The organism is Streptomyces sp. NPDC023838 (assembly GCF_040639555.1).
In the GTDB taxonomy this organism is placed as follows: domain Bacteria; phylum Actinomycetota; class Actinomycetes; order Streptomycetales; family Streptomycetaceae; genus Streptomyces.
In genome coordinates, this window is sequence record NZ_JBFAAD010000022.1 from 20993 (window position 1) to 39718 (window position 18726).

Sequence of the window (18726 nt, forward strand, 5' to 3'; positions counted from 1 at the left end):
TGTGGATCTGACAGTGGACGATTCTGACGGGGTGTCAGTTGGCCGGGTGGAAGCGGCGTCGGTACTCGGCGGGCGCGGTTCCCAGGGCCCTGACGAAGGCGCGGCGCATCGCCTCCGGGGTGCCGTAGCCGCACGTGCGGGAGATCTCCTCGACCCCGTCGGCGGTGTCTTCGAGCAGCCGCCGGGCGTGTTCGACGCGGACGCGCTCGACATAGCGGCCGGGCGTCGTCCCGGTCTCCGCCTGGAAGGCGCGGGCGAAGTGGCGCGGCGAGAGCCGGGCACGGGCGGCCAGCGCCTCCACCGAGAGGTCCGCGCCGGGGTGCTCGGTGATCCAGTGCTGCACCTCGCGCAGCGGTTCGCGCCGGGCGGTCTGGGCCGAGAGCTGGGCGCTGAACTGGGCCTGGTTGCCGGGGCGGCGCAGGAACACCACCAGGTGCCGGGCCACGGCGAGCGCGGCCTCGCGCCCCAGGTCCTCCTCGACAAGCGCGAGGGAGAGGTCGATGCCGGCCGTCACGCCCGCCGAGGTGGCCACGTTCCCGTCGCGTACGTAGATGGGGTCGGGCTCGACGGTGACCTTCGGGTGGCGGCGCGCGAGGGACTCGCAGTACGCCCAGTGCGTGGTAGCGCGGCGTCCGTCGAGCAGCCCCGCCTCCGCGAGGAGCGCGGCCCCGGTGCAGACGGAGACCAACCGCTCGGCCCGGGGGCCGTGCTCGCGCAGCCAGCCGATCAGGGCCGGGTCCGGGTCGCGGGTGCCCCGGCCGCCCGGCACCAGCAGGGTGTGCGGCCCGGGCGCCGCGTCGAGGGCGGAGTCCGGGACGAGGACGAGCCCGCTGGAGCTGCGGACCGGGCCGCCGTCCAGCGAGGCGGTCCGGACGAGGTACTCGTCGCCGACGGCCTCGGCGAAGTGGCCCGCGCCCGTGAAGACCTCCATGGGACCGGTGACGTCCAGGCTCTGGACGTCCTCGAAGAGGACGATGAGGACCGTTCGTTGTGCCATGCCCCTGATTCTTCGGGGCGCCCCACGGTGGCCGCAATGACGAGTACCCCACCTTTCCTGCCACGGCGCGCCCGATCCGCCCCAGGGCTTCACGCCGTACCGACCAGTCGGTAACCTGCCGGTATGACGTCTCTTCCGCCGCGCGCAGGCCGCCGCTGTCACAACTCCGTCAACCCGCTGCACTCGACCGTGTACTTCTCCCCCGACTTCTCCAAGGAGCTCGCGGAGATCGGCATCGAGGACGAGCGCGCGTCCTACTTCGCCGGACGCGCCGCCGCGATGGGCGCGGTCGGTCCTGGCACGGTCACCGCCACCTTCTACAACTTCAACCACGAGCTGGTCGCCCTGCACGTGCCCGCCGTCTGGGACATCGCCTCCCCCGAAGCGGTCCTCGCCGCCCGACTGCGGGCCGCCGACACCACCCTGCGCCGCCTCCTCGGCGAAGAGGTGGTGGCCTCCCCGGAGATGGCCGAGGCCGCGCGCCTGGCGCTGCGGGCCGCCGAGGGCTGCACCCGGCACGCCCGGCCGCTGTACGCCGCCCACGCCGACCTGCCGGTGCCCGAGGAGCCGCACCTGGCGTACTGGCACGCGGCGACGCTGCTGCGCGAGCACCGGGGCGACGGCCACCTCATGGCCCTGCTCGACGCGGGGCTCGACCCGCTGGAGGCGCTGGTCAGCCACACCGCCACCGGCAAGGGCATGGCGCCGCGCTGGGTGATCTCCTCGCGCGGCTGGCGGCGCGCCGACTGGGAGGCGGCGGCCGACCGGCTGCGCGGGCGCGGGATCCTGGACGCCGAGGGCGAGCTGACCGAGGCGGGCACCGCGCTCCGCGCCGAGCTGGAGGACCGCACCGACCGCCTCGACCTCGCCCCGTACGAGCTGCTCGGCGCGGACGGCGTGGCCCGTCTCACCGAGCTGGCCCGCGGCTTCCTGATGACGGCGGTGGCGGCGGGCGCGTTCCCGGCCGACCTCACCGGCAAGGGCTGACCGACGATTGTCGGTGCCGCCTGCCACAATGGCGCCTCAAGCTCTGCGAGAAGGCGGTACGGGATCGTGACGACGTCCATCGAAGGCAGGATCGCCGAGGAACTCGGCGTACGGGAGCGGCAGGTGAAGGCCGCCGTCGAGCTGCTCGACGGCGGGTCGACCGTGCCGTTCATCGCGCGCTACCGCAAGGAAGCGACCGAGATGCTCGACGACGCCCAGCTGCGCACCCTGGAGGAGCGGCTGCGGTATCTGCGCGAGCTGGAGGACCGCCGCACGGCGGTCCTCGACTCCGTACGCGAGCAGGGCAAGCTCACCGAGGAGCTGGAGCGGCAGATCCGCGCCGCCGACACCAAGGCGCGCCTCGAGGACATCTATCTGCCCTTCAAGCCCAAGCGGCGCACCAAGGCGCAGATCGCGCGCGAGGCGGGCCTGGAGCCGCTGGCGGAGGGGCTGCTGACCGACCCGTCGGTGGAGCCGCTCGCCGCCGCGGCCGCGTTCGTCGACGCCGACAAGGGCGTCGCGGACCCGGCGGCGGCCCTGGAGGGCGCCCGCGCCATCCTCACCGAGCGGTTCTCCGAGGACGCCGACCTGATCGGCGAGGTCCGCGAGCGGATGTGGAGCAAGGGCCGCCTCGCGGCGAAGGTGCGCGAGGGCAAGGAGGAGGCGGGCGCCAAGTTCGCCGACTACTTCGACTTCGCGGAGCCGTTCACGGCGCTGCCCTCGCACCGCGTCCTCGCGATGCTGCGCGGCGAGAAGGAGGAGGTCCTGGACCTCGTCCTGGAGCCCGAGGCCTCCGCGGAGGAAGCGGCCGCGCCCGGCCCTTCGGCGTACGAGAACATGGTGGCGCGCCGCTTCGGCATCGCGGACCGGGGCCGGCCCGGCGACAAGTGGCTGGCGGACACCGTCCGTTGGGCGTGGCGCACCCGGATCCTGGTCCACCTCGGCATCGACCTGCGGCTGCGGCTGCGCACGGCCGCCGAGGACGAGGCGGTGCGGGTCTTCGCGTCGAACCTGCGCGACCTGCTGCTCGCCGCCCCGGCCGGCACGCGCGCGACGCTGGGGCTCGACCCCGGGTTCCGTACGGGCGTGAAGGTGGCTGTCGTGGACGCCACGGGCAAGGTCGTGGCGACGGACGTGATCTACCCGCATGTCCCCGCGAACAAGTGGGACCAGGCGCTCGCCAAGCTGGCGGGGCTCGCCAAGGAGCACGCGGTCGAGCTGATCGCCATCGGCAACGGCACAGCCTCCCGCGAGACCGACAAGCTCGCCGGTGAACTGATCACCAAGCACCCCGAGTTGAAGCTCACCAAGGTGATGGTGTCGGAGGCGGGCGCCTCGGTGTACTCGGCCTCGGCGTTCGCCTCCCAGGAGCTGCCGGACATGGACGTGTCGCTGCGCGGCGCGGTCTCCATCGCCCGCCGCCTCCAGGACCCGCTGGCCGAGCTGGTGAAGATCGACCCCAAGTCGATCGGCGTCGGCCAGTACCAGCACGACCTCTCCGAGGTGAAGCTCTCGCGCTCGCTCGACGCGGTCGTGGAGGACTGTGTGAACGGCGTGGGTGTGGACGTCAACACCGCGTCCGCGCCGCTGCTCTCGCGCGTCTCGGGCATCGGGGCCGGGCTCGCCGAGAACATCGTGGCGCACCGCGACGCCAACGGCCCGTTCCGCTCGCGCAAGGCGCTCAAGGACGTGGCGCGCCTGGGCCCGAAGGCGTACGAGCAGTGTGCGGGCTTCCTGCGCATTCGCGGCGGCGACGACCCGCTGGACTCGTCCAGCGTGCACCCCGAGGCGTATCCGGTGGTGCGCCGGATGGTGAACTCGACGGGGAGCGAGGTGGCGGCGCTCATCGGCAACACGGCGGTGCTGCGGTCGCTGCGGCCGGACACGTTCGTGGACGAGACGTTCGGCCTGCCGACCGTCACGGACATCCTGCGCGAGCTGGAGAAGCCCGGGCGCGACCCGCGGCCCGCCTTCAAGACGGCGACCTTCAAGGAGGGCGTCGAGAAGATCGGCGACCTGGCGCCGGGGATGGTGCTGGAGGGCGTGGTGACGAACGTGGCGGCGTTCGGCGCATTCATCGACATCGGCGTGCACCAGGACGGGCTCGCCCATGTGTCGGCGCTGTCCAAGACGTTCGTGAAGGACCCGCGCGAGGTGGTCAAGCCGGGCGACATCGTCAAGGTGAAGGTCATGGACGTCGACGTGCCGCGCAAGCGGATCTCGCTGACGCTGCGGCTCGACGACGAAGCGGGCACCCCGGGCGGCGGGCCGAAGCGGGAGGGGCGGCCGCCCCAGCAGCGCCAGGGCCAGCAGCCACGCCGTGGTGGCGGTGGGGGCGAGCGCCGGGGCGGCGACCGCGACCGTGGCCGCCAGGCACCGCCGCCGCCCGCGAACGGGGCGATGGCGGACGCGCTGCGCAAGGCGGGCCTGCTGGACCCGAAGGGGCGCGGGGGGCGCTGACGGGGGTGACGGGGCGGGGCGGCGACCCGGGGACGGGGCGCCGCCGCGGCCGCCTCGGTCATGGCGCCGCGGCGCGCTCTACTGCTCGGTCACCTTGCCGTCGGCGACCTCGATGCGGCGGGTGGTGTGCACCGCGTCCAGCATCCGGCGGTCGTGGGTGACCAGGAGCAGGGTGCCGGTGTACGAGTCCAGGGCGGACTCCAGCTGCTCGATGGCGGGCAGGTCGAGGTGGTTGGTCGGCTCGTCGAGGACGAGCAGGTTGACGCCCCGGCCCTGGAGCAGGGCCAGCGCTGCCCGGGTGCGTTCGCCGGGCGAGAGCGAGGCGGCGGGGCGCAGTACGTGATCGGCCCGCAGGCCGAACTTGGCGAGCAGCGTGCGCACCTCGGCCGGCTCGGTGTCCGGGACGGCCGCGCAGAACGCGTCGAGCAGGGCCTCCTCGCCCACGAACAGCCCCCGGGCCTGGTCGACCTCGCCGACGACGACGCCGGAGCCGAGCGTGGCCCGCCCCGCGTCGAGCGGGAGGCGGCCGAGCAGGGCGGCGAGCAGGGTGGACTTGCCCGCGCCGTTGGCGCCGGTGATCGCCACGCGGTCGGCCCAGTCGATCTGGAGGGACGCGGGGCCGAAGGTGAAGTCGCCGCGCCGGATCTCGGCCTGGCTGAGGGTCGCGACGACCGCGCCCGAGCGCGGCGCGGCCGCGATCTCCATGCGCAGCTCCCACTCCTTGCGGGGCTCGTCGACGACGTCCAGGCGCTCGATCATGCGCTGGGTCTGGCGGGCCTTGGAGGCCTGCTTCTCGCTGGCGTCGCTGCGGAACTTCCGGCCGATCTTGTCGTTGTCGCCGGCCTTGCGGCGGGCGTTCTTGACGCCCTTGTCCATCCAGCCGCGCTGCATCTGGGCCCGGCCCTCCAGGGCCGAGCGCTTGTCCGCGTACTCCTCGTAGTCCTCGCGGGCGTGCCTGCGGGCGGTGTCGCGCTCCTCCAGGTACGCCTCGTAGCCGCCGCCGTAGAGCGTGATCTGCTGCTGGGCGAGGTCGAGTTCGAGCACCTTGGTGACCGTGCGGGTGAGGAACTCACGGTCGTGGCTGACCACGACCGTGCCCGCGCGCAGGCCCTTGACGAAGGACTCCAGGCGCTCCAGACCGTCGAGGTCGAGGTCGTTGGTGGGCTCGTCGAGCAGGAACACGTCGTACCGCGACAGCAGCAGCGAGGCCAGTCCCGCGCGGGCGGCCTGGCCGCCGGAGAGGGCCGTCATCGGCTGGTCGAGGCCGACGGTGAGGCCGAGGGTGGCCGCGACCTCCTCGGCGCGCTCGTCCAGGTCGGCGCCGCCGAGGTCGAGCCAGCGCTCCAGACTCTCCGCGTACGCGTCGTCGCTGCCGGGGGCTCCGTCGACCAGGGCCTGGGTGGCCGCGTCCATGGCCTCCTGGGCGGCGGCCACGCCGGTGCGGCGGGCGAGGAAGGCGCGCACGGTCTCGCCGGGGCGCCGGTCGGGCTCCTGCGGCAGGTGCCCGACGGTGGCGCCCGGCGGGGAGAGCCGCAGCTCGCCGTCCTCCGGCGTGTCGAGTCCGGCGAGCAGCCGGAGCAGGGAGGACTTCCCCGCCCCGTTCGCCCCGACGAGGCCGATGACGTCGCCGGGGGCGACGACGAGGTCGAGCCCGGCGAAGAGCGTGCGGTCGCCGTGGCCGGCGGCGAGGTCCTTGGCGACGAGAGTGGCAGTCATGAGGACATGAATCCTACTGGGGTGCGCCGACAGCGGCCGACGGCCGTCCGACGATCTTCGGCCCGGCCCCGGGCACGTCCTGCCCTGCCCTGCCCTGCCCTGCCCTGCCCTGCCCTGTCCTGTCCTGTCCAGCGGACCGTTTCAGCGCACGACCGCCGCCGTGATCACTCCGCCCGTGGTGCGGGCCACCAGGAAGGCTTCTCCGCGCAGGGCGCGCTCGTCCAGCGGGATGCGGTGCGGGCCGGGGTCGAGGACCGCGTCCAGGACTTCCTGGGTGTGGACGCGGCGCAGCCGGTCCAGGCGGTACGCAGTCAGCCGGACCCGGCAGGTCGCGCCGACCGCGAGCCGCGCCTCGTCCGGCGACGCGGAGAGGTAGGTGAGCCGGCGCTGGCCCGGCGGTGTGCGGTCCAGGGCCTGTTCCAGCTGGGCCACCAGGAGCGGGGTGACGGGGGCCAGGCCCGTCACGTACACGGGGTGCGCGTGGGCGCGCGCGAACGCGGCCCGCACCGCCGCCCGTTCGGCCTCCGGGACCGCCCGGCCGAAGGCGACCGCCCCATACGTGACGAGCTCCTCCGGGATCGCGTCGCTCACGTCATGCGCGATGTCCGCGCCGATGCCGATCGAGCGCAGGGCCGCCGCGAGCTTGCCGAGGACGGCGGCGCGGGCCCCGATCAGCAGGACCCGGCGGCGGGCCGGCTCGTCGCTGAGCAGCCGCTCCAGGGCGGCTCTGTACTCCTCGGCGCGGAAGCGGAACGGCCCTATCCCGTGGTAGCCGTTGAGCGGCAGGTCGGGCACGGGCCCGGTCTGCCAGGCGAAGTCGCGCCAGATGATGTCGTCGCCGCAGCGCTCGATGACGGCAGTGACCGCGCCGCACGCGAGGTCCTCGCACTCCGGGCAGGCGTAGACGACGTACCGCCCGTCGGACAGCGGCGGTTCGGTCTCCAGGAGCAGGCTGCGCACCTGGGCTCCGAGGATGGCGGGCGGCACGTCCGCCGCGAGCGGGGAGACGGCATCCAGGTCGGCGAGTTGGAGCAGCAGCGGCCGGCCGTCGACGACGAAGTCCATGAAGTCGCGGTGCAGCTGGGGAGAACCGGCCCCCGTGACATCGCCCGCCCGCATCGCGGGGGCGAGTCCGAAGGTCGCGTACGCGGCGGACATGTCCTGAGTATTCCCATCTGCGGCGGAACCGAGCACGCCGTCACCCATTCCGCTACCGTCCCGCCATGAGCGAGCAGATGATCGTACTGGGTGGCGGAGTCATCGGACTGACGACGGCGGTTGTCCTGGCGGAGTCGGGGCAGCGCGTACGGGTGTGGAGCAGGGATCCGGCAGGGGAGACGACGTCGGCGGTGGCCGGGGCGCTGTGGTGGCCGTACCGCATCGAGCCCGCCGGGCGCGTCGGCGACTGGGCGCTGTCCTCCCTGAGGGTGTACGAGGAGCTGGCCGCCGAGCCGCACACCACCGGGGTCCGGCTCGTCGAGGGGCTCCAGGAGGGCGTGCGGCTGGCCGAACTCGGGCCGTGGGCGGCCGAGGTGGACGGGCTGCGCCAGTCGGCGCGGGGGGTGCACGCCCGAATACCGCTGATCGACATGCCGGTGCACCTGGACTGGCTGCGCCGGCGCCTGGAGGCGGCGGGCGGGACGGTGGAGAGGCGCGCGCTCGACGCGATCCCGGACGCGCCGGTGGTGGTCAACTGCACGGGGCTGGGCGCCCGCACGCTCGTCCCGGACCCCGGGGTGCGGCCCGTGCGCGGCCAGCTGGTGGTCGTCGAGAACCCCGGGGTGACCGAGTGGTACACCTCCGTCGACCACTCCTCCAGCGCCACGACCTACTTCTTTCCCCAGCCCTACGGGCTGTTGCTCGGCGGTACCGCGCAGGACGACGACTGGGACCTCGCCCCGGACCCGCGCGTGGCCGAGGAGATCGTGGCGCGGTGCGCCCGGGTGCGTCCCGAGATCGCCGGGGCGCGGGTGCTCGGCCACCGGGTGGGGCTGCGGCCGGTGCGGGACGCGGGGGTGCGGATCGAGGCCGAAACCACCGCGTCCGGCGGCCTGTTGGTGCACAACTACGGGCACGGCGGCGCAGGGGTCACCGTCGCCTGGGGGTGCGCGCGGGAGGCGGCCGCGCTGACCGCCTCCCGCACTCCCCTCCTTTGAGAACCCGCCTCAGCAGCGCCGTACGGGTTCGGCCGCCGTCAGTCCGTACTGCGCACGGGCGTCGAGCAGCAGGGGCACGAGGGCCCGCAGCGGCTGGCGCAGCGGGACGAACGCGCCGTCGCCGGACCGCCTCGCCCGGATGCCGTGCAGGGCGAGGCGGTCCTTGAACTCGGCGTACTGGGCGGGCGTGAGGCGGTAGCCGCAGGGGAGGTCGGTCAGGGTCTGCGCGGGGGTCGCGGGCTCGTTGTCCGCGCCCCCGACGTAGACCGGCCCCCGGTCGCGGTAGCCGGCCTGCCGGGCGGCCGTGGTCGCCGCCTCGATGCCGGCCCTGCGCTCCGCCGTGAAGCTCAGCAGCCCGCGCAGCCCGCTCAGCTGGGAGAGCACCCGGCGGCGGTTGTTGAGCGCCGGGTCGGCCTTCTCCGCGTCGCTCGCCGCATCGACGCGGCTCTCGATGAGCAGGCCCACGGCGTGTTTGAGGCCCGCCGTGTTGCGCAGGATCCGCTCCTGCCCGTCGCCCGCGACCTGTTTGACCGGGTCGCCGGTGACCGGGTCGGTCCAGATGCCGTAGGTGCCGGTGGAGAAGCCGTCTTCGCGGGCGGCCTCCCGTACGTACGCGCGCGACAGCGTCCGGGCTTCCTCGTGCACCGCCGGGGCGGTGTTGAGGTTGCGCGGCCACAGGTCGAACAGGTCCTTGTCGTAGTACTGGGGCGTGGCGCCGTACTCGTGCAGGTCGTAGACGACATCGGGCTGTTCGTCGCGCAGGACGGCGGCGACGGCCCGCGCCTCCGGTGTCTTGAGGGCGATGTGGTCGCGGTTGATGTCGACGCCGTCGGCGTTGACGCGAGTGTCGGCGGCCCGGCCGTCCGGGTTGGCGGTCGGCACCACATAGAAGGTGGTGTGCGCCAGGAGCTGCCGGGTCGCCCGGTCCTTGGCGAAGGCCAGGTCGCGGACGGTGACCAGACAGGCCTCGCGGCCCGCCGGCTCGTCGCCGTGCTGGCTGCACACCAGCAGGACCCGGTTCGCGGTGTGCCCGCTGCCGACGCGGACCAGCTGGAGCGGGCGGCCCCGGGTGGTGGTGCCGATGCGCAGGACGGAGGCTCGGGTGCTGCCCTGGGCGAGGGCCGCGAGGAAGTCCTGCTCCTCGCTCTCACCGGTCCAGCGCGCCCCGGCGCTCACCTCGAAGCCGGTACGGGGTGGGCTCGCGGTCGCCCGCGCCGGGACCGTCACCAGGGGCACGGCCAGCGCGGCCCCCGTGACGCCGAGGAGGAGCGTGCGGCCCCTCACCGCGCCTCCGGGACCGGGCGGAGCAGGTGCGGGGCCTGGACGCCCGCCGGGTGCGGGACCCGGGGCGCGACGGTGTGCGGGGCGCCGGACGTGGCCCGCCGGAACGCCCCCGTACCGCCGAGGAGCGGCAGCTTCGCCGAGGTGCGGGCGAGGTCGAGGGTGAGCGTGGGGCGGCTCGCGGGCGGGTCGATGAGGTCCTTGTCGGTGCCCGCGACGATCAGCGCGAGGCGGTGTCCGGCCGGGACGACGTGGTCGGTGGCGTGCAGGTCGAGGGTGATCGTGTACGGCTTGCCCGGAGTGAGGGGCTGCCCGGTGCCGCCCGCGTAGTTGCCGAGGTCGGCCCAGCCACGGCTGAACACGGTGTAGTCGACGGCCTTCTTGTCGGCGCTCGTCACCTTGAAGCAGGCGCTGTCCCCGGCCGTGCTCGCGCCCCAGCAGGTGCGGTCCGTGCCGGTGAGGATGCCCTCGCCGTCGCCGCCGTAGTTGCGGATCGTGTCGGGACCCAGGTCGACCAGGACCGCCGAGAGGTGCGCGCTGGTGGTGGTCGGGGTCGCGGTGACGGTCACCCTGGAGGAGCCGGACAGCCGCAGGTCGGAGCCGAGCGGCTGGGTCACGAACCCGGCCTTCTCCGGGGTGGACCGGTCCACGGCGGCTGACCAGCCCGCCTCGTCCAGCTGGGGGTCGTCGGTGAACGTCTCGGTCGCGCCGGCCGGCGCCGGGGTCAGGGAGAGGCCGCCGACGCCGGGCGCGGAGCCGGGGACCGGGCGCAGCACGGCGTCACGGGTGCCGGCCGGGGGCCAGGTGCGGTCGGTGGACCACTGGTCGGGGTGGCGCTCGACGTCGGCCATCGGCTCGCGCTCGATGCCGTTGTCGTAGCCGAGGAGGTAGTGGTCGAACCACTTGTGGAGGGTGGGGACCCAGTCGGCGCGGCGGTAGTCGAAGGGGTCGACGTGCCCGGTCTGGGAGAGCCAGATCTTGCGCTCGACGCCGTTCGCCGCCAGCGCGTCCCACCACTGGCCGAAGTTCTTGGTGCGTACGTTCAGGTCCTGCATGCCGTGCACCACGAAGACGCTCGCCTTCACGTTGCCCGCGTCGGCCACGTAGTCGCGCGCGCTCCACAGCGGCGTCCAGTCGCCGGTGCGCGGCGCGCCGTCGACCAGCTTCTGCTGGACGGCGCCGCAGTGGGCCCGCGCCTCGGGGCTTTCCACGTAGCCGGAGAGCCAGTCGGGCCCGGAGTCGTAGAGCGGGGCGCCCTTGGCGAAGTAGTAGTCGTACCAGGAGGATATGGAGCTGATCGGGACGATCGTCTTGAGGCCGTCGACGCCGGTGGCGGCCACGCCGTTGGCTATCGTGCCGTCCCAGCTCTTGCCGATCATGCCGGTGCGGCCGTTGGTCCAGCCCGCGCCCGCCCGCTGGTTCCCGGTCCGTGTGGTGTAGGCGCGGGCCCGGCCGTTGAGCCAGTCGACCACCGCCTTGGCGGACTGGATGTCGGAGGGACCGCCGACGTCGACACAGCCGTCCGAACGATTGGTTCCGGCCAGGTCGACGCCGACGAAGGCGTAGCCGCGCGGCACGAAGTAGTTGTCGTAGAAGAGCGGCATCTGGACGACGTGGCCCTGCGCGTCGTATGTCTTGAGCTGGCTCTCGTTGCCGCGCCCACAGCAGGCGTAGTACGGCGAGGCGTCCATGATGACCGGAACCTTGCGGCCCTGGCTCGCGGGCTCGCGGGGGCGGACTATGTCGACGGCGACCCGGTCGCTCCGGCCGTCGCCGTCCGCGTCGAGCCGGGTGTCGACCCAGACCGATTCGCGTATCGCGTTCTCGTACGAGTAGACGGGCGTGCTCTCCCTGGCGCGGGCCGCCTGGGCGCCCGTCGGGGAGAGGAACAGGGCCGTCAGGGCGGCTGCGGCCGCCACCACGAGCAGGCGCGCCCACCCGGGCGACCGGAGCGATCTGAACCTCGTGCGGCTGGACCGTGCGGGAATCGGCATGGGCGGACGGTACTCCCGTCAACTCCCGTGCAAAAGAGGGCAGGCACGGTCCGAAAGCGGTCTGGGGTGAGCAGGTCAACATGTCGGCGCAATGGCGATCGTGTGACAGCAGGGGCCATGGACATGACCTGCCGGGCAGGCGCTGAATAGGGTCCGAAGAGATCGTTCACCCCGACGACTTGGAGCACTCGTGCACCGCAAAATCCTCGCCCCGAGCGTGCTCGCCGCGTCCCTGCTGCTGGCGATCCCGGCATCCGCGACGGACTTCACACCGGGCACCCCGGGTATCGGCGACCCCTACTACCCGAGCAGCGGCAACGGCGGTTACGACGTTTCCCACTACGACCTGAGACTGAAGTACCAGCCCGCCACCGACCTCCTGGAGGGCACGGCGACGATCCTCGCCACCACCACGCAGAACCTCTCCCGCTTCAACCTCGACTTCGGGCTCGCGGTGAGCGAGATCAGGGTCAACGGCACCAAGGCGCAGTACGTCAAGTCCGGCACCCAGGAGCTGGAGATCACCCCCGCCGCGCCGCTGGCCAAGGGCAAGTCGGTCTCGGTGGTGGTGAAGTACGCGGGCAAGCCGTCCGAGCTGAGCGTCGACGGGTACACGGCCTGGCACCGCACCCCGGACGGCGGTGTGGCGGCGCAGGAGCCCGACTCGGCCGTGTGGTGGTTCCCGTCCAACGACCACCCGCTGGACAAGGCCACGTACGACGTGTCGGTGCTGGTGCCGGACGGCACCCAGGCGATCAGCAACGGCACGCTCCAGTCGCAGAGTTCGACGCGCGGGTGGACGCGGTACAACTGGCGCTCCAACAAGCCGCAGGCCACCTATCTGACGACGCTGGCGATCGGCAAGTTCGACATCACCACCGACACGACGGCCGGCGGGCTGCCGGTCGTCAACGCGTACAGCAAGGACCTCGGCGACAACGACGGCGCCGCGCGCGCCAGCGTCGAGCGCACCAAGGAGGTCGCCGAGTGGCTGAGCGACGTCTTCGGTCCGTACCCGTTCAACTCGGTCGGCGGCTATGTGCCGAACGTGACGACCGGCTTCGCCCTGGAGACCCAGACACGGCCGTACTACAGCCCCAAGCAGTTCGCGAACGGCGCCAACGCCTCGGTGGTCGTCCACGAGCTGGCCCACCAGTGGTACGGCGACAGCGTCTCGGTGAACGGCTGGAAGGACATCTGGAACAACGAGGGCTTCGCCCGCTACGCCCAGTGGCTCTGGTCGGAGAAGGAGGGCGAGGGCACCACCCAGGAGCTCGCGGACTACGTGTACGCGCAGCACCCGGCCGACGACCCGTTCTGGCAGGTGAAGCCGGGTGACCCGGGCCCGGACAACCAGTTCGACCTGGCCGTCTACGACCGGGGCGCGCTCGCCATCCAGGCGCTGCGCAACGCGGTCGGCGACACCAGCTTCTTCGCGATCCTGAAGGGCTGGCCGACGGCTCACCAGTACGGCAACGCCAAGGTGGGCGACTTCCTGCAGTACGCCGAGAAGATCTCCGGCAAGCCGCTCGCCGGGCTCTTCGACACCTGGCTGTACCAGCCCTCGAAGCCGGCCGCCCCGGCCGCGAAGAAGGCGAAGCTGGTGGCGGGTTCGGCCGGTTCGGCGGTGGCACAGCCGAAGTCCTGGAAGAAGATCGCGGCGACGAACGAGATCCACGGGCACCGCTGACGCGGTCGGCAGGCGGGCGGGCGCGGCCGTGGAGCCCGCGCCCGCCCGCCGGGCCTCGAAGAGGGCGGGGGGAACCGCTGCGGTCAGCGCCTGAACCGGGCTCGCGCCTCCCGGGCGAGCGGGAGGTAGCGCAGCCGCTCCGGCAGTACGGGCACGACGGCCCGCACCACGCGGCCGAACCGGCGCAGCTTCCGCTCCTGCGCGTCGGTCCACTCCAGGCCCAGCGCCTCGCGCGCGTCCGGCGGCAGGAACCCGACGGTCACGAACCGCCGGAAGCGGGCGATCGGAGGCAGGAGCACCGGCCAGAAGAGCCGGAGCAGCAGCCGGACGGGAAGGGGGCCCCGGTCGGGGGCGGGGACCTTCGCGTCGACGGAGATCAGCTCCTCGACGACCACGTTCGAGGTGATCTCGTCGCCCAGCATTTTGCGGTAGTACGGCCAGAACTCCTCGATGGTCTGCGGCATGTCCCGGTCGTGGATGCCCAGTATGCGTCCCACCTGGAGCCACTCCGCGTACATCTGCCGCTCCTGGGCCTCGGTGAGGGGGCGGTTCAGATACTTCTGGGAGTGGGCGAAGACGGGGTAGCCGGTGGCGTGCACCCAGGCGTAGTTGGCCGGGGTCAGCGCATGGTAGGGACGACCCCGGGTGTCGGTGCCCTGGATGGTCCGGTGCAGCCGGCGCAGCCGCCGCCCCTCCTCGACGGCCGCCTCACCGCCGTACACCCACAGCTGCAGGGAGCGCAGGGAGCGCTCGCCGCGCCCCCAGGGGTCGGTCCGGAATACGGAGTGCTCGTCGACCCCGGCGCCGACGGCCGGGTGGGCGACCTGGAGGGTGAGGGCGGCGGGCAGGGTGAGCAGCGTCCGCACGTCGCCGGTGAGGCTCCACAGGACACCGCCGGGCGGGGGCGGGGTGGGGGCGGACGGCGTACGACTTTCGATCATGTATCCAGGGATATCAGATAACAGATGACACATTCTCCCCTCTGTTACCTGAAGTTTGTTACCTGAAGTTTGCTACCTGACCTCTGCTACCCGACCTCTGTCATCTGACGTCTGTCATCTGTCATCTGTCATCTGTCATCTGGCATCTGCCACCTCACCACCAAGATCGCCCCCTCGTTACGACCCCGGCAAGAAATCCGCCACCGAGCGGTTACCCCGAAGTAACCGCGGCTGATTTGATGTGCGCGCCAGTCCAACCCCCCACTCCACCCACGGGAGTTCCAGTGCCGCACTTCGCGCTTCGCCGTGTCCCCGGCGCGGCCCTCGCCGCCGCGCTCGCCGCCGCCACGCTGGCCGCCGCCACCCCCTCGGCCTCGGCCTCGGCCGCCACCGCCGCGGACGCGCCCCGGCTGAAGGTGCTCACGTACAACACGTTCATGATGAGCACCAGCCTCTACCCGAACTGGGGCCAGGAGCACCGGGCGCAGGCGATACCCGCCGCGTCCTTCTTCCAGGGCAACGACGTCGTCGTCCTCCAGGAGTCGTTCGACAACTCCACGTCGGACGCCCTGAAGCGGAACGCCGCCGCCCAGTACCCGTACCAGACGCCGGTCGTCGGGCGGAGCAAGGACGGCTGGGACGCGACGGGCGGCTCGTACTCCTCGACCACGCCCGAGGACGGCGGCGTCACCGTGCTCAGCAAGTGGCCGATCCTGCGCAAGGAGCAGGTGATCTTCAAGGACGCGTGCGGCGCCGACTGGTGGTCCAACAAGGGCATCGCGTACGTCGTGCTGAACGTCAACGGCGCCAAGGTCCACGTCGTCGGCACACACCTGCAGTCCACCGACTCCGGGTGCGGGGCGGGCGAGGCCGCCAAGGACCGGTCGCTCCAGCTCAAGCAGATCAAGTCGTTCCTCGACGCCAAGAACATCCCGGCGAACGAGGAGGTCATGCTCGCCGGTGATCTCAACGTCGACTCGCACAGCTCCGAGTACGCCTCGATGCTCACGGACGGCGGCCTGGCCGCGGCGGACTCGCGCACCGGCCACACGTACTCGTTCGACACCGTCGACAACTCGATCGCCGCCTACCGCTACCCCGGCGAGCCGCGCGAGGACCTCGACTACGTGCTGCACTACCAGGGGCACGCGCGCCCGTCCGGCTGGAACAACAACGTGGTCAAGGAGCAGTCCGTGCCCTGGACGGTGAGCAGCTGGGGCAAGAGCTACACGTACACCAACCTCTCCGACCACTACCCGCTGGTCGCGGGCGGCTGAGCCTGCGGGGCGGGCCCGTTCCCCGGGTGGGCGGCGGCAGGAGTGGGTGACAACAGTGGTGAGACAGCAATACTGTTGCATCGCAGTCCGCGCACCCGGGGAAACGAGGCACCGCCATGGCGACGGAGACCGAGGAGACGCAAACCCAGGAGACGGAGACCGAGGGGCCGACCCTGACGGTCGACGAACTGGCCGCGCGGGCCGGGGTCACCGTGCGCACCATCCGTTTCTACAGCACGCGCGGCCTGCTGCCGCCCCCCGCGATCGGGCCGCGCCGCGTCGGCCACTACGGCCCGGCGCACCTGTCCCGGCTCGCGCTGATCGAGGAGTTGCAGCACCACGGGATGACGCTGGCCGCGATCGAGCGGTATCTGGAGCAGCTCCCCGCCGACCTCAGCGCCCACGACCTGGCCATCCACCGCGCCGTGGTCGCCTCCTGGGCCCCGGACGCGGCCGAGGAGGCGACCCGGGCGGAGCTGGAGCGGCGGGCCGGGCGGGCCCTGTCCGACACCGACCTCGACCGGCTGGCCGCCATGAGCGTCCTTGAGCGGACCGAGGGGAAGGCGGACGCGTTCCTGGTCGATCCGGGCCTGCTCGCGCTCGGGGTGCAGCTCCTGGACGTGCCGATCGCGCACGAGACGATCCTGGCGGCGCGGACGGTGCTGCTGGAACACACCCGCTCGGCCGCGCACGAGCTGACGCGGCTGTTCCGGGACGAGGTGTGGAACCCCTACCGGGAGCGGGAGTCGGACCCCGACCATGTGGCGGCGATGCGGTCGCTGTCGGCCCATATGCAGCCCATGGTGGTGCAGGCGCTGGTCACGGCGTTCCAGCGCTCGCTCAAGGAGGAGCTGAGGGCGGCCTTCCGCGCGGAGGCGGAGTGACGGGGGCCGGGGATGTCATCCCCGGCCCCCGCCCCTTACGCGTCGGCGACCCTTACGCGTCGGCGCCCGTTACGCGTCGGCGCCCCTTATGCGTCGGTGCCCCTTACGCGTCGGTGCCCCTTACGCGTCGGCGAACTTCTCGCCCTTCTCCGCCTTCTCCACCAGGAGCGCGGGCGGCAGGAACCGGTCGCCGTAGCGCTCGGCCAGCTCGCGGGCGCGGGCCACGAACCCGGCCGGGCCCACGCGCCCCTCGGCGCCCTCGTAACCGTTGATGTACTGGATCACACCCCCGGTCCACGCCGGGAAGCCGATGCCCATGATGGAGCCGATGTTGGCGTCGGCGACCGAGGTGAGCACGCCCTCCTCGAAGAGGCGGACGGTGTCGAGCGACTCCGCGAAGAGCATCCGCTCCTTCATGTCCTCGAAGGGAACGTCCGCGCCCGGCTTGCCGAAGTGCTCGCGCAGCCCCGGCCACAGCCGGACGCGCTTGCCGTCGCCGTCGTACTCGTAGAAGCCCGCGCCGCCGCTGCGGCCGGTGCGGCCGAACTCGTCGACCATGCGGTCGATGACCGCGTCCGCCGGGTGGCCGGGCCAGACGCCGCCGGCCTCCTCGACAGCCCGCCGCGTCTCGTCGCGGATCTTGCGGGGCAGGGTCAGGGTCAGCTCGTCCATCAGCGAGAGCACCTTGGCGGGGTAGCCCGCCTGGCCCGCCGCCTGCTCGATGGAGGCGGGCTCGACGCCCTCGCCGAGCATCGCGACGCCCTCGTTGATGAACTGGCCGATGACCCGCGAGGTGAAGAAGCCGCGCGAGTCGTTCACCACGATCGGGGTCTTCCTGATCTGGCGGACCAGGTCGAAGGCGCGGGCCAGCGCCTCCTCGCCGGTGCGCTCGCCCTTGATGATCTCGACGAGCGGCATCTTGTCGACGGGCGAGAAGAAGTGCAGCCCGATGAAGTCGGCCTGGCGCGTCACGCCCTCGGCCAGGCCCGTGATCGGCAGAGTCGAGGTGTTGGAGCAGAGCAGCGCGTCCGGCTCGACGATGTCCTGGATCTCCTGGAACACCTTGTGCTTGAGCTCGGTGTTCTCGAAGACGGCCTCGATGACCGCGTCGCAGCCCGCCAGGTCCTGCGGGGTGGCGGTCGGGGTGATCCGGGCGAGCAGCTCGTCGCGCTCGGCCTCGGTGGTGCGGCCCCGCGAGAGCGCCTTGGCGAGCAGCTTCTCCGAGTACGCCTTGCCCTTCAGCGCGGCCTCCAGCGAGACGTCCTTGAGGACGACGTCGATGCCGGCGCGGGCGCACGAGTACGCGATGCCCGCGCCCATCATCCCGGCGCCGAGGACGGCGACCTTGCGGACCGGGCGCGGCTCGATGCCCTTGGGGCGGTTGGCGCCGGAGTTGACGGCCTGGAGGTCGAAGAAGAACGCCTGGATCATGTTCTTCGCGGTCTGGCCGGTGACCAGCTCGGTGAAGTAGCGCGCCTCGATGGTCAGGGCGGTCTCGAAGTCGACCTGGGAGCCCTCGACGGCGGCCGCGAGGATGTTGCGCGGGGCCGGGTAGGGGGCGCCGTTCAGCTGCTTCTTGAGGTTGGCCGGGAAGGCGGGCAGGTTGGCGGCGAACTTGGGGTTCGACGGGGTGCCGCCCGGGATCCGGTAGCCGGGCACGTCCCAGGGCTGCTGGGACTCGGGGTTCGCGTCGATGAAGGCGCGCGCCTTGGCGAGCATCTCCTCGGGCGTCGCCGCGACCTCGTGCACCAGGCCGTTCTCCAGGGCCCGCCGCGGGGAGTACTGGGTGCCCTGGAGCAGCACCTTGAGCAGCGCGTCGGCGATGCCCATCAGCCGTACGGTACGGGTCACGCCGCCGCCCGCCGGGAGCAGGCCCAGGGTGACCTCGGGCAGGCCGATCTTGGAGCCGGGGGCGTCGAGCGCGATGCGGTGGTGGCTGGCGAGGGCGATCTCGTAACCGCCGCCGAGAGCCGCGCCGTTGATGGCGGCGACGACCGGCTTGCCCAGGGTCTCGATGCGGCGCAGCGAGTTCTTGATGGCGGTGCCGGTGTCGAAGGCCTGCTGGGCGTTCTCCGGGCCGACCTGGATCATTTCCTTGAGGTCGCCGCCCGCGAAGAACGTCTTCTTGGCGGAGGTGTAGACGATGCCCCGGATGGAGTCCCTCTCGGCCTCGGCGCGGTCGGCGATGGCCGCGATGGAGTCCTTGAAGGCCTGGTTCATCGTGTTGGCGGACTGGTTGGGGTCGTCGAGGACGAGGGTGACGACGCCGGTCTCGTCCTGTTCCCAGCGGATGGTGGTACTCGTCGAAATAACTGCCATTACTGGTGCTCCATAACGGGGTTG

13 protein-coding genes are annotated in these 18726 nt (G+C 72.4%); 6 read left to right on the top strand and 7 right to left on the bottom strand.

Annotated features, from left to right (window positions below):
- Nucleotides 1-34 precede the first annotated feature (34 nt).
- Nucleotides 35-997 carry a GlxA family transcriptional regulator gene (locus tag AB0G17_RS24595; RefSeq protein ID WP_361386678.1) on the bottom strand — a complete coding sequence of 321 codons (963 nt, stop codon included), beginning with the start codon at nt 995-997 and terminating at the stop codon, nt 35-37.
- Nucleotides 998-1120: 123 nt separating this feature from the next.
- On the opposite strand from AB0G17_RS24595, the gene AB0G17_RS24600 reads away from it, so the two are divergent.
- Together AB0G17_RS24600 and AB0G17_RS24605 are read left to right on the top strand one after the other, a co-directional pair.
- Nucleotides 1121-1984, top strand: a complete 864-nt coding sequence (locus tag AB0G17_RS24600) for a hypothetical protein (RefSeq protein WP_361386681.1) — start codon at nt 1121-1123, stop codon at nt 1982-1984.
- A gap of 66 nt (nt 1985-2050) precedes the next feature.
- On the top strand, nt 2051-4444 hold the full coding sequence (locus AB0G17_RS24605) for a Tex family protein (protein WP_361386684.1): 2394 nt from the start codon (nt 2051-2053) through the stop codon (nt 4442-4444).
- 78 nt (nt 4445-4522) lie between these two features.
- Here the strand turns inward: AB0G17_RS24605 and AB0G17_RS24610 are convergent, their stop codons facing one another.
- Both AB0G17_RS24610 and AB0G17_RS24615 read right to left on the bottom strand, forming a co-directional pair.
- Nucleotides 4523-6160 carry an ABC-F family ATP-binding cassette domain-containing protein gene (locus tag AB0G17_RS24610; protein ID WP_361386687.1) on the bottom strand — a complete coding sequence of 546 codons (1638 nt, stop codon included), beginning with the start codon at nt 6158-6160 and terminating at the stop codon, nt 4523-4525.
- Nucleotides 6161-6301: 141 nt separating this feature from the next.
- Complete coding sequence (locus tag AB0G17_RS24615; protein WP_361386690.1) at nt 6302-7318, bottom strand: oxidoreductase; 1017 nt, start codon at nt 7316-7318, stop codon at nt 6302-6304.
- A 65-nt stretch (nt 7319-7383) separates the two neighbouring features.
- Here AB0G17_RS24615 and AB0G17_RS24620 point away from each other — a divergent pair, with 65 nt between their 5' ends.
- Entirely contained in the window at nt 7384-8316 is a 933-nt protein-coding gene (locus AB0G17_RS24620; RefSeq protein ID WP_361386693.1) for an FAD-dependent oxidoreductase, read from the top strand.
- A 9-nt stretch (nt 8317-8325) separates the two neighbouring features.
- Here the strand turns inward: AB0G17_RS24620 and AB0G17_RS24625 are convergent, their stop codons facing one another.
- Together AB0G17_RS24625 and AB0G17_RS24630 are read right to left on the bottom strand one after the other, a co-directional pair.
- Entirely contained in the window at nt 8326-9600 is a 1275-nt protein-coding gene (locus AB0G17_RS24625) for a M14 family metallocarboxypeptidase (RefSeq protein ID WP_361386696.1), read from the bottom strand.
- Nucleotides 9597-11591 (bottom strand): Xaa-Pro dipeptidyl-peptidase, encoded by a 1995-nt coding sequence (locus AB0G17_RS24630; protein ID WP_361386699.1) that lies wholly within the window; start codon nt 11589-11591, stop codon nt 9597-9599. Before AB0G17_RS24630 ends, AB0G17_RS24625 begins: the two co-directional genes overlap by 4 nt.
- A 190-nt stretch (nt 11592-11781) precedes the next feature.
- On the opposite strand from AB0G17_RS24630, the gene AB0G17_RS24635 reads away from it, so the two are divergent.
- Complete coding sequence (locus AB0G17_RS24635) at nt 11782-13281, top strand: M1 family metallopeptidase (protein WP_361386702.1); 1500 nt, start codon at nt 11782-11784, stop codon at nt 13279-13281.
- Between the two features lie 83 nt (nt 13282-13364).
- Here AB0G17_RS24635 and AB0G17_RS24640 read toward each other — a convergent pair whose 3' ends face one another.
- Nucleotides 13365-14222, bottom strand: a complete 858-nt coding sequence (locus tag AB0G17_RS24640; protein WP_361386705.1) for an oxygenase MpaB family protein — start codon at nt 14220-14222, stop codon at nt 13365-13367.
- A 284-nt stretch (nt 14223-14506) separates the two neighbouring features.
- Between AB0G17_RS24640 and sph the strand changes: the two genes are divergently transcribed.
- Nucleotides 14507-15499 carry a sphingomyelin phosphodiesterase gene (gene sph, locus AB0G17_RS24645; RefSeq protein ID WP_361386708.1) on the top strand — a complete coding sequence of 331 codons (993 nt, stop codon included), beginning with the start codon at nt 14507-14509 and terminating at the stop codon, nt 15497-15499.
- 116 nt (nt 15500-15615) lie between these two features.
- Complete coding sequence (locus AB0G17_RS24650; protein WP_361386711.1) at nt 15616-16383, top strand: MerR family transcriptional regulator; 768 nt, start codon at nt 15616-15618, stop codon at nt 16381-16383.
- Between the two features lie 120 nt (nt 16384-16503).
- Here AB0G17_RS24650 and AB0G17_RS24655 read toward each other — a convergent pair whose 3' ends face one another.
- Nucleotides 16504-18693: a 3-hydroxyacyl-CoA dehydrogenase NAD-binding domain-containing protein gene (locus AB0G17_RS24655; RefSeq protein WP_361386905.1), complete on the bottom strand. Its 2190-nt coding sequence runs from the start codon at nt 18691-18693 to the stop codon at nt 16504-16506.
- Nucleotides 18694-18726 lie beyond the last annotated feature (33 nt).

Excerpts from the sequence above, each read along its gene's own strand:
- AB0G17_RS24595 (WP_361386678.1), bottom strand. The coding sequence starts at position 997 with ATGGCACAACGAACGGTCCTCATCGTCCTCTTCGAGGACGTCCAGAGC.
- AB0G17_RS24600 (WP_361386681.1), top strand. The coding sequence starts at position 1,121 with ATGACGTCTCTTCCGCCGCGCGCAGGCCGCCGCTGTCACAACTCCGTC.
- AB0G17_RS24610 (WP_361386687.1), bottom strand. The coding sequence starts at position 6,160 with ATGACTGCCACTCTCGTCGCCAAGGACCTCGCCGCCGGCCACGGCGAC.
- AB0G17_RS24615 (WP_361386690.1), bottom strand. The coding sequence starts at position 7,318 with ATGTCCGCCGCGTACGCGACCTTCGGACTCGCCCCCGCGATGCGGGCG.
- AB0G17_RS24620 (WP_361386693.1), top strand. The coding sequence starts at position 7,384 with ATGAGCGAGCAGATGATCGTACTGGGTGGCGGAGTCATCGGACTGACG.
- AB0G17_RS24630 (WP_361386699.1), bottom strand. The coding sequence starts at position 11,591 with ATGCCGATTCCCGCACGGTCCAGCCGCACGAGGTTCAGATCGCTCCGG.
- AB0G17_RS24640 (WP_361386705.1), bottom strand. The coding sequence starts at position 14,222 with ATGATCGAAAGTCGTACGCCGTCCGCCCCCACCCCGCCCCCGCCCGGC.
- AB0G17_RS24650 (WP_361386711.1), top strand. The coding sequence starts at position 15,616 with ATGGCGACGGAGACCGAGGAGACGCAAACCCAGGAGACGGAGACCGAG.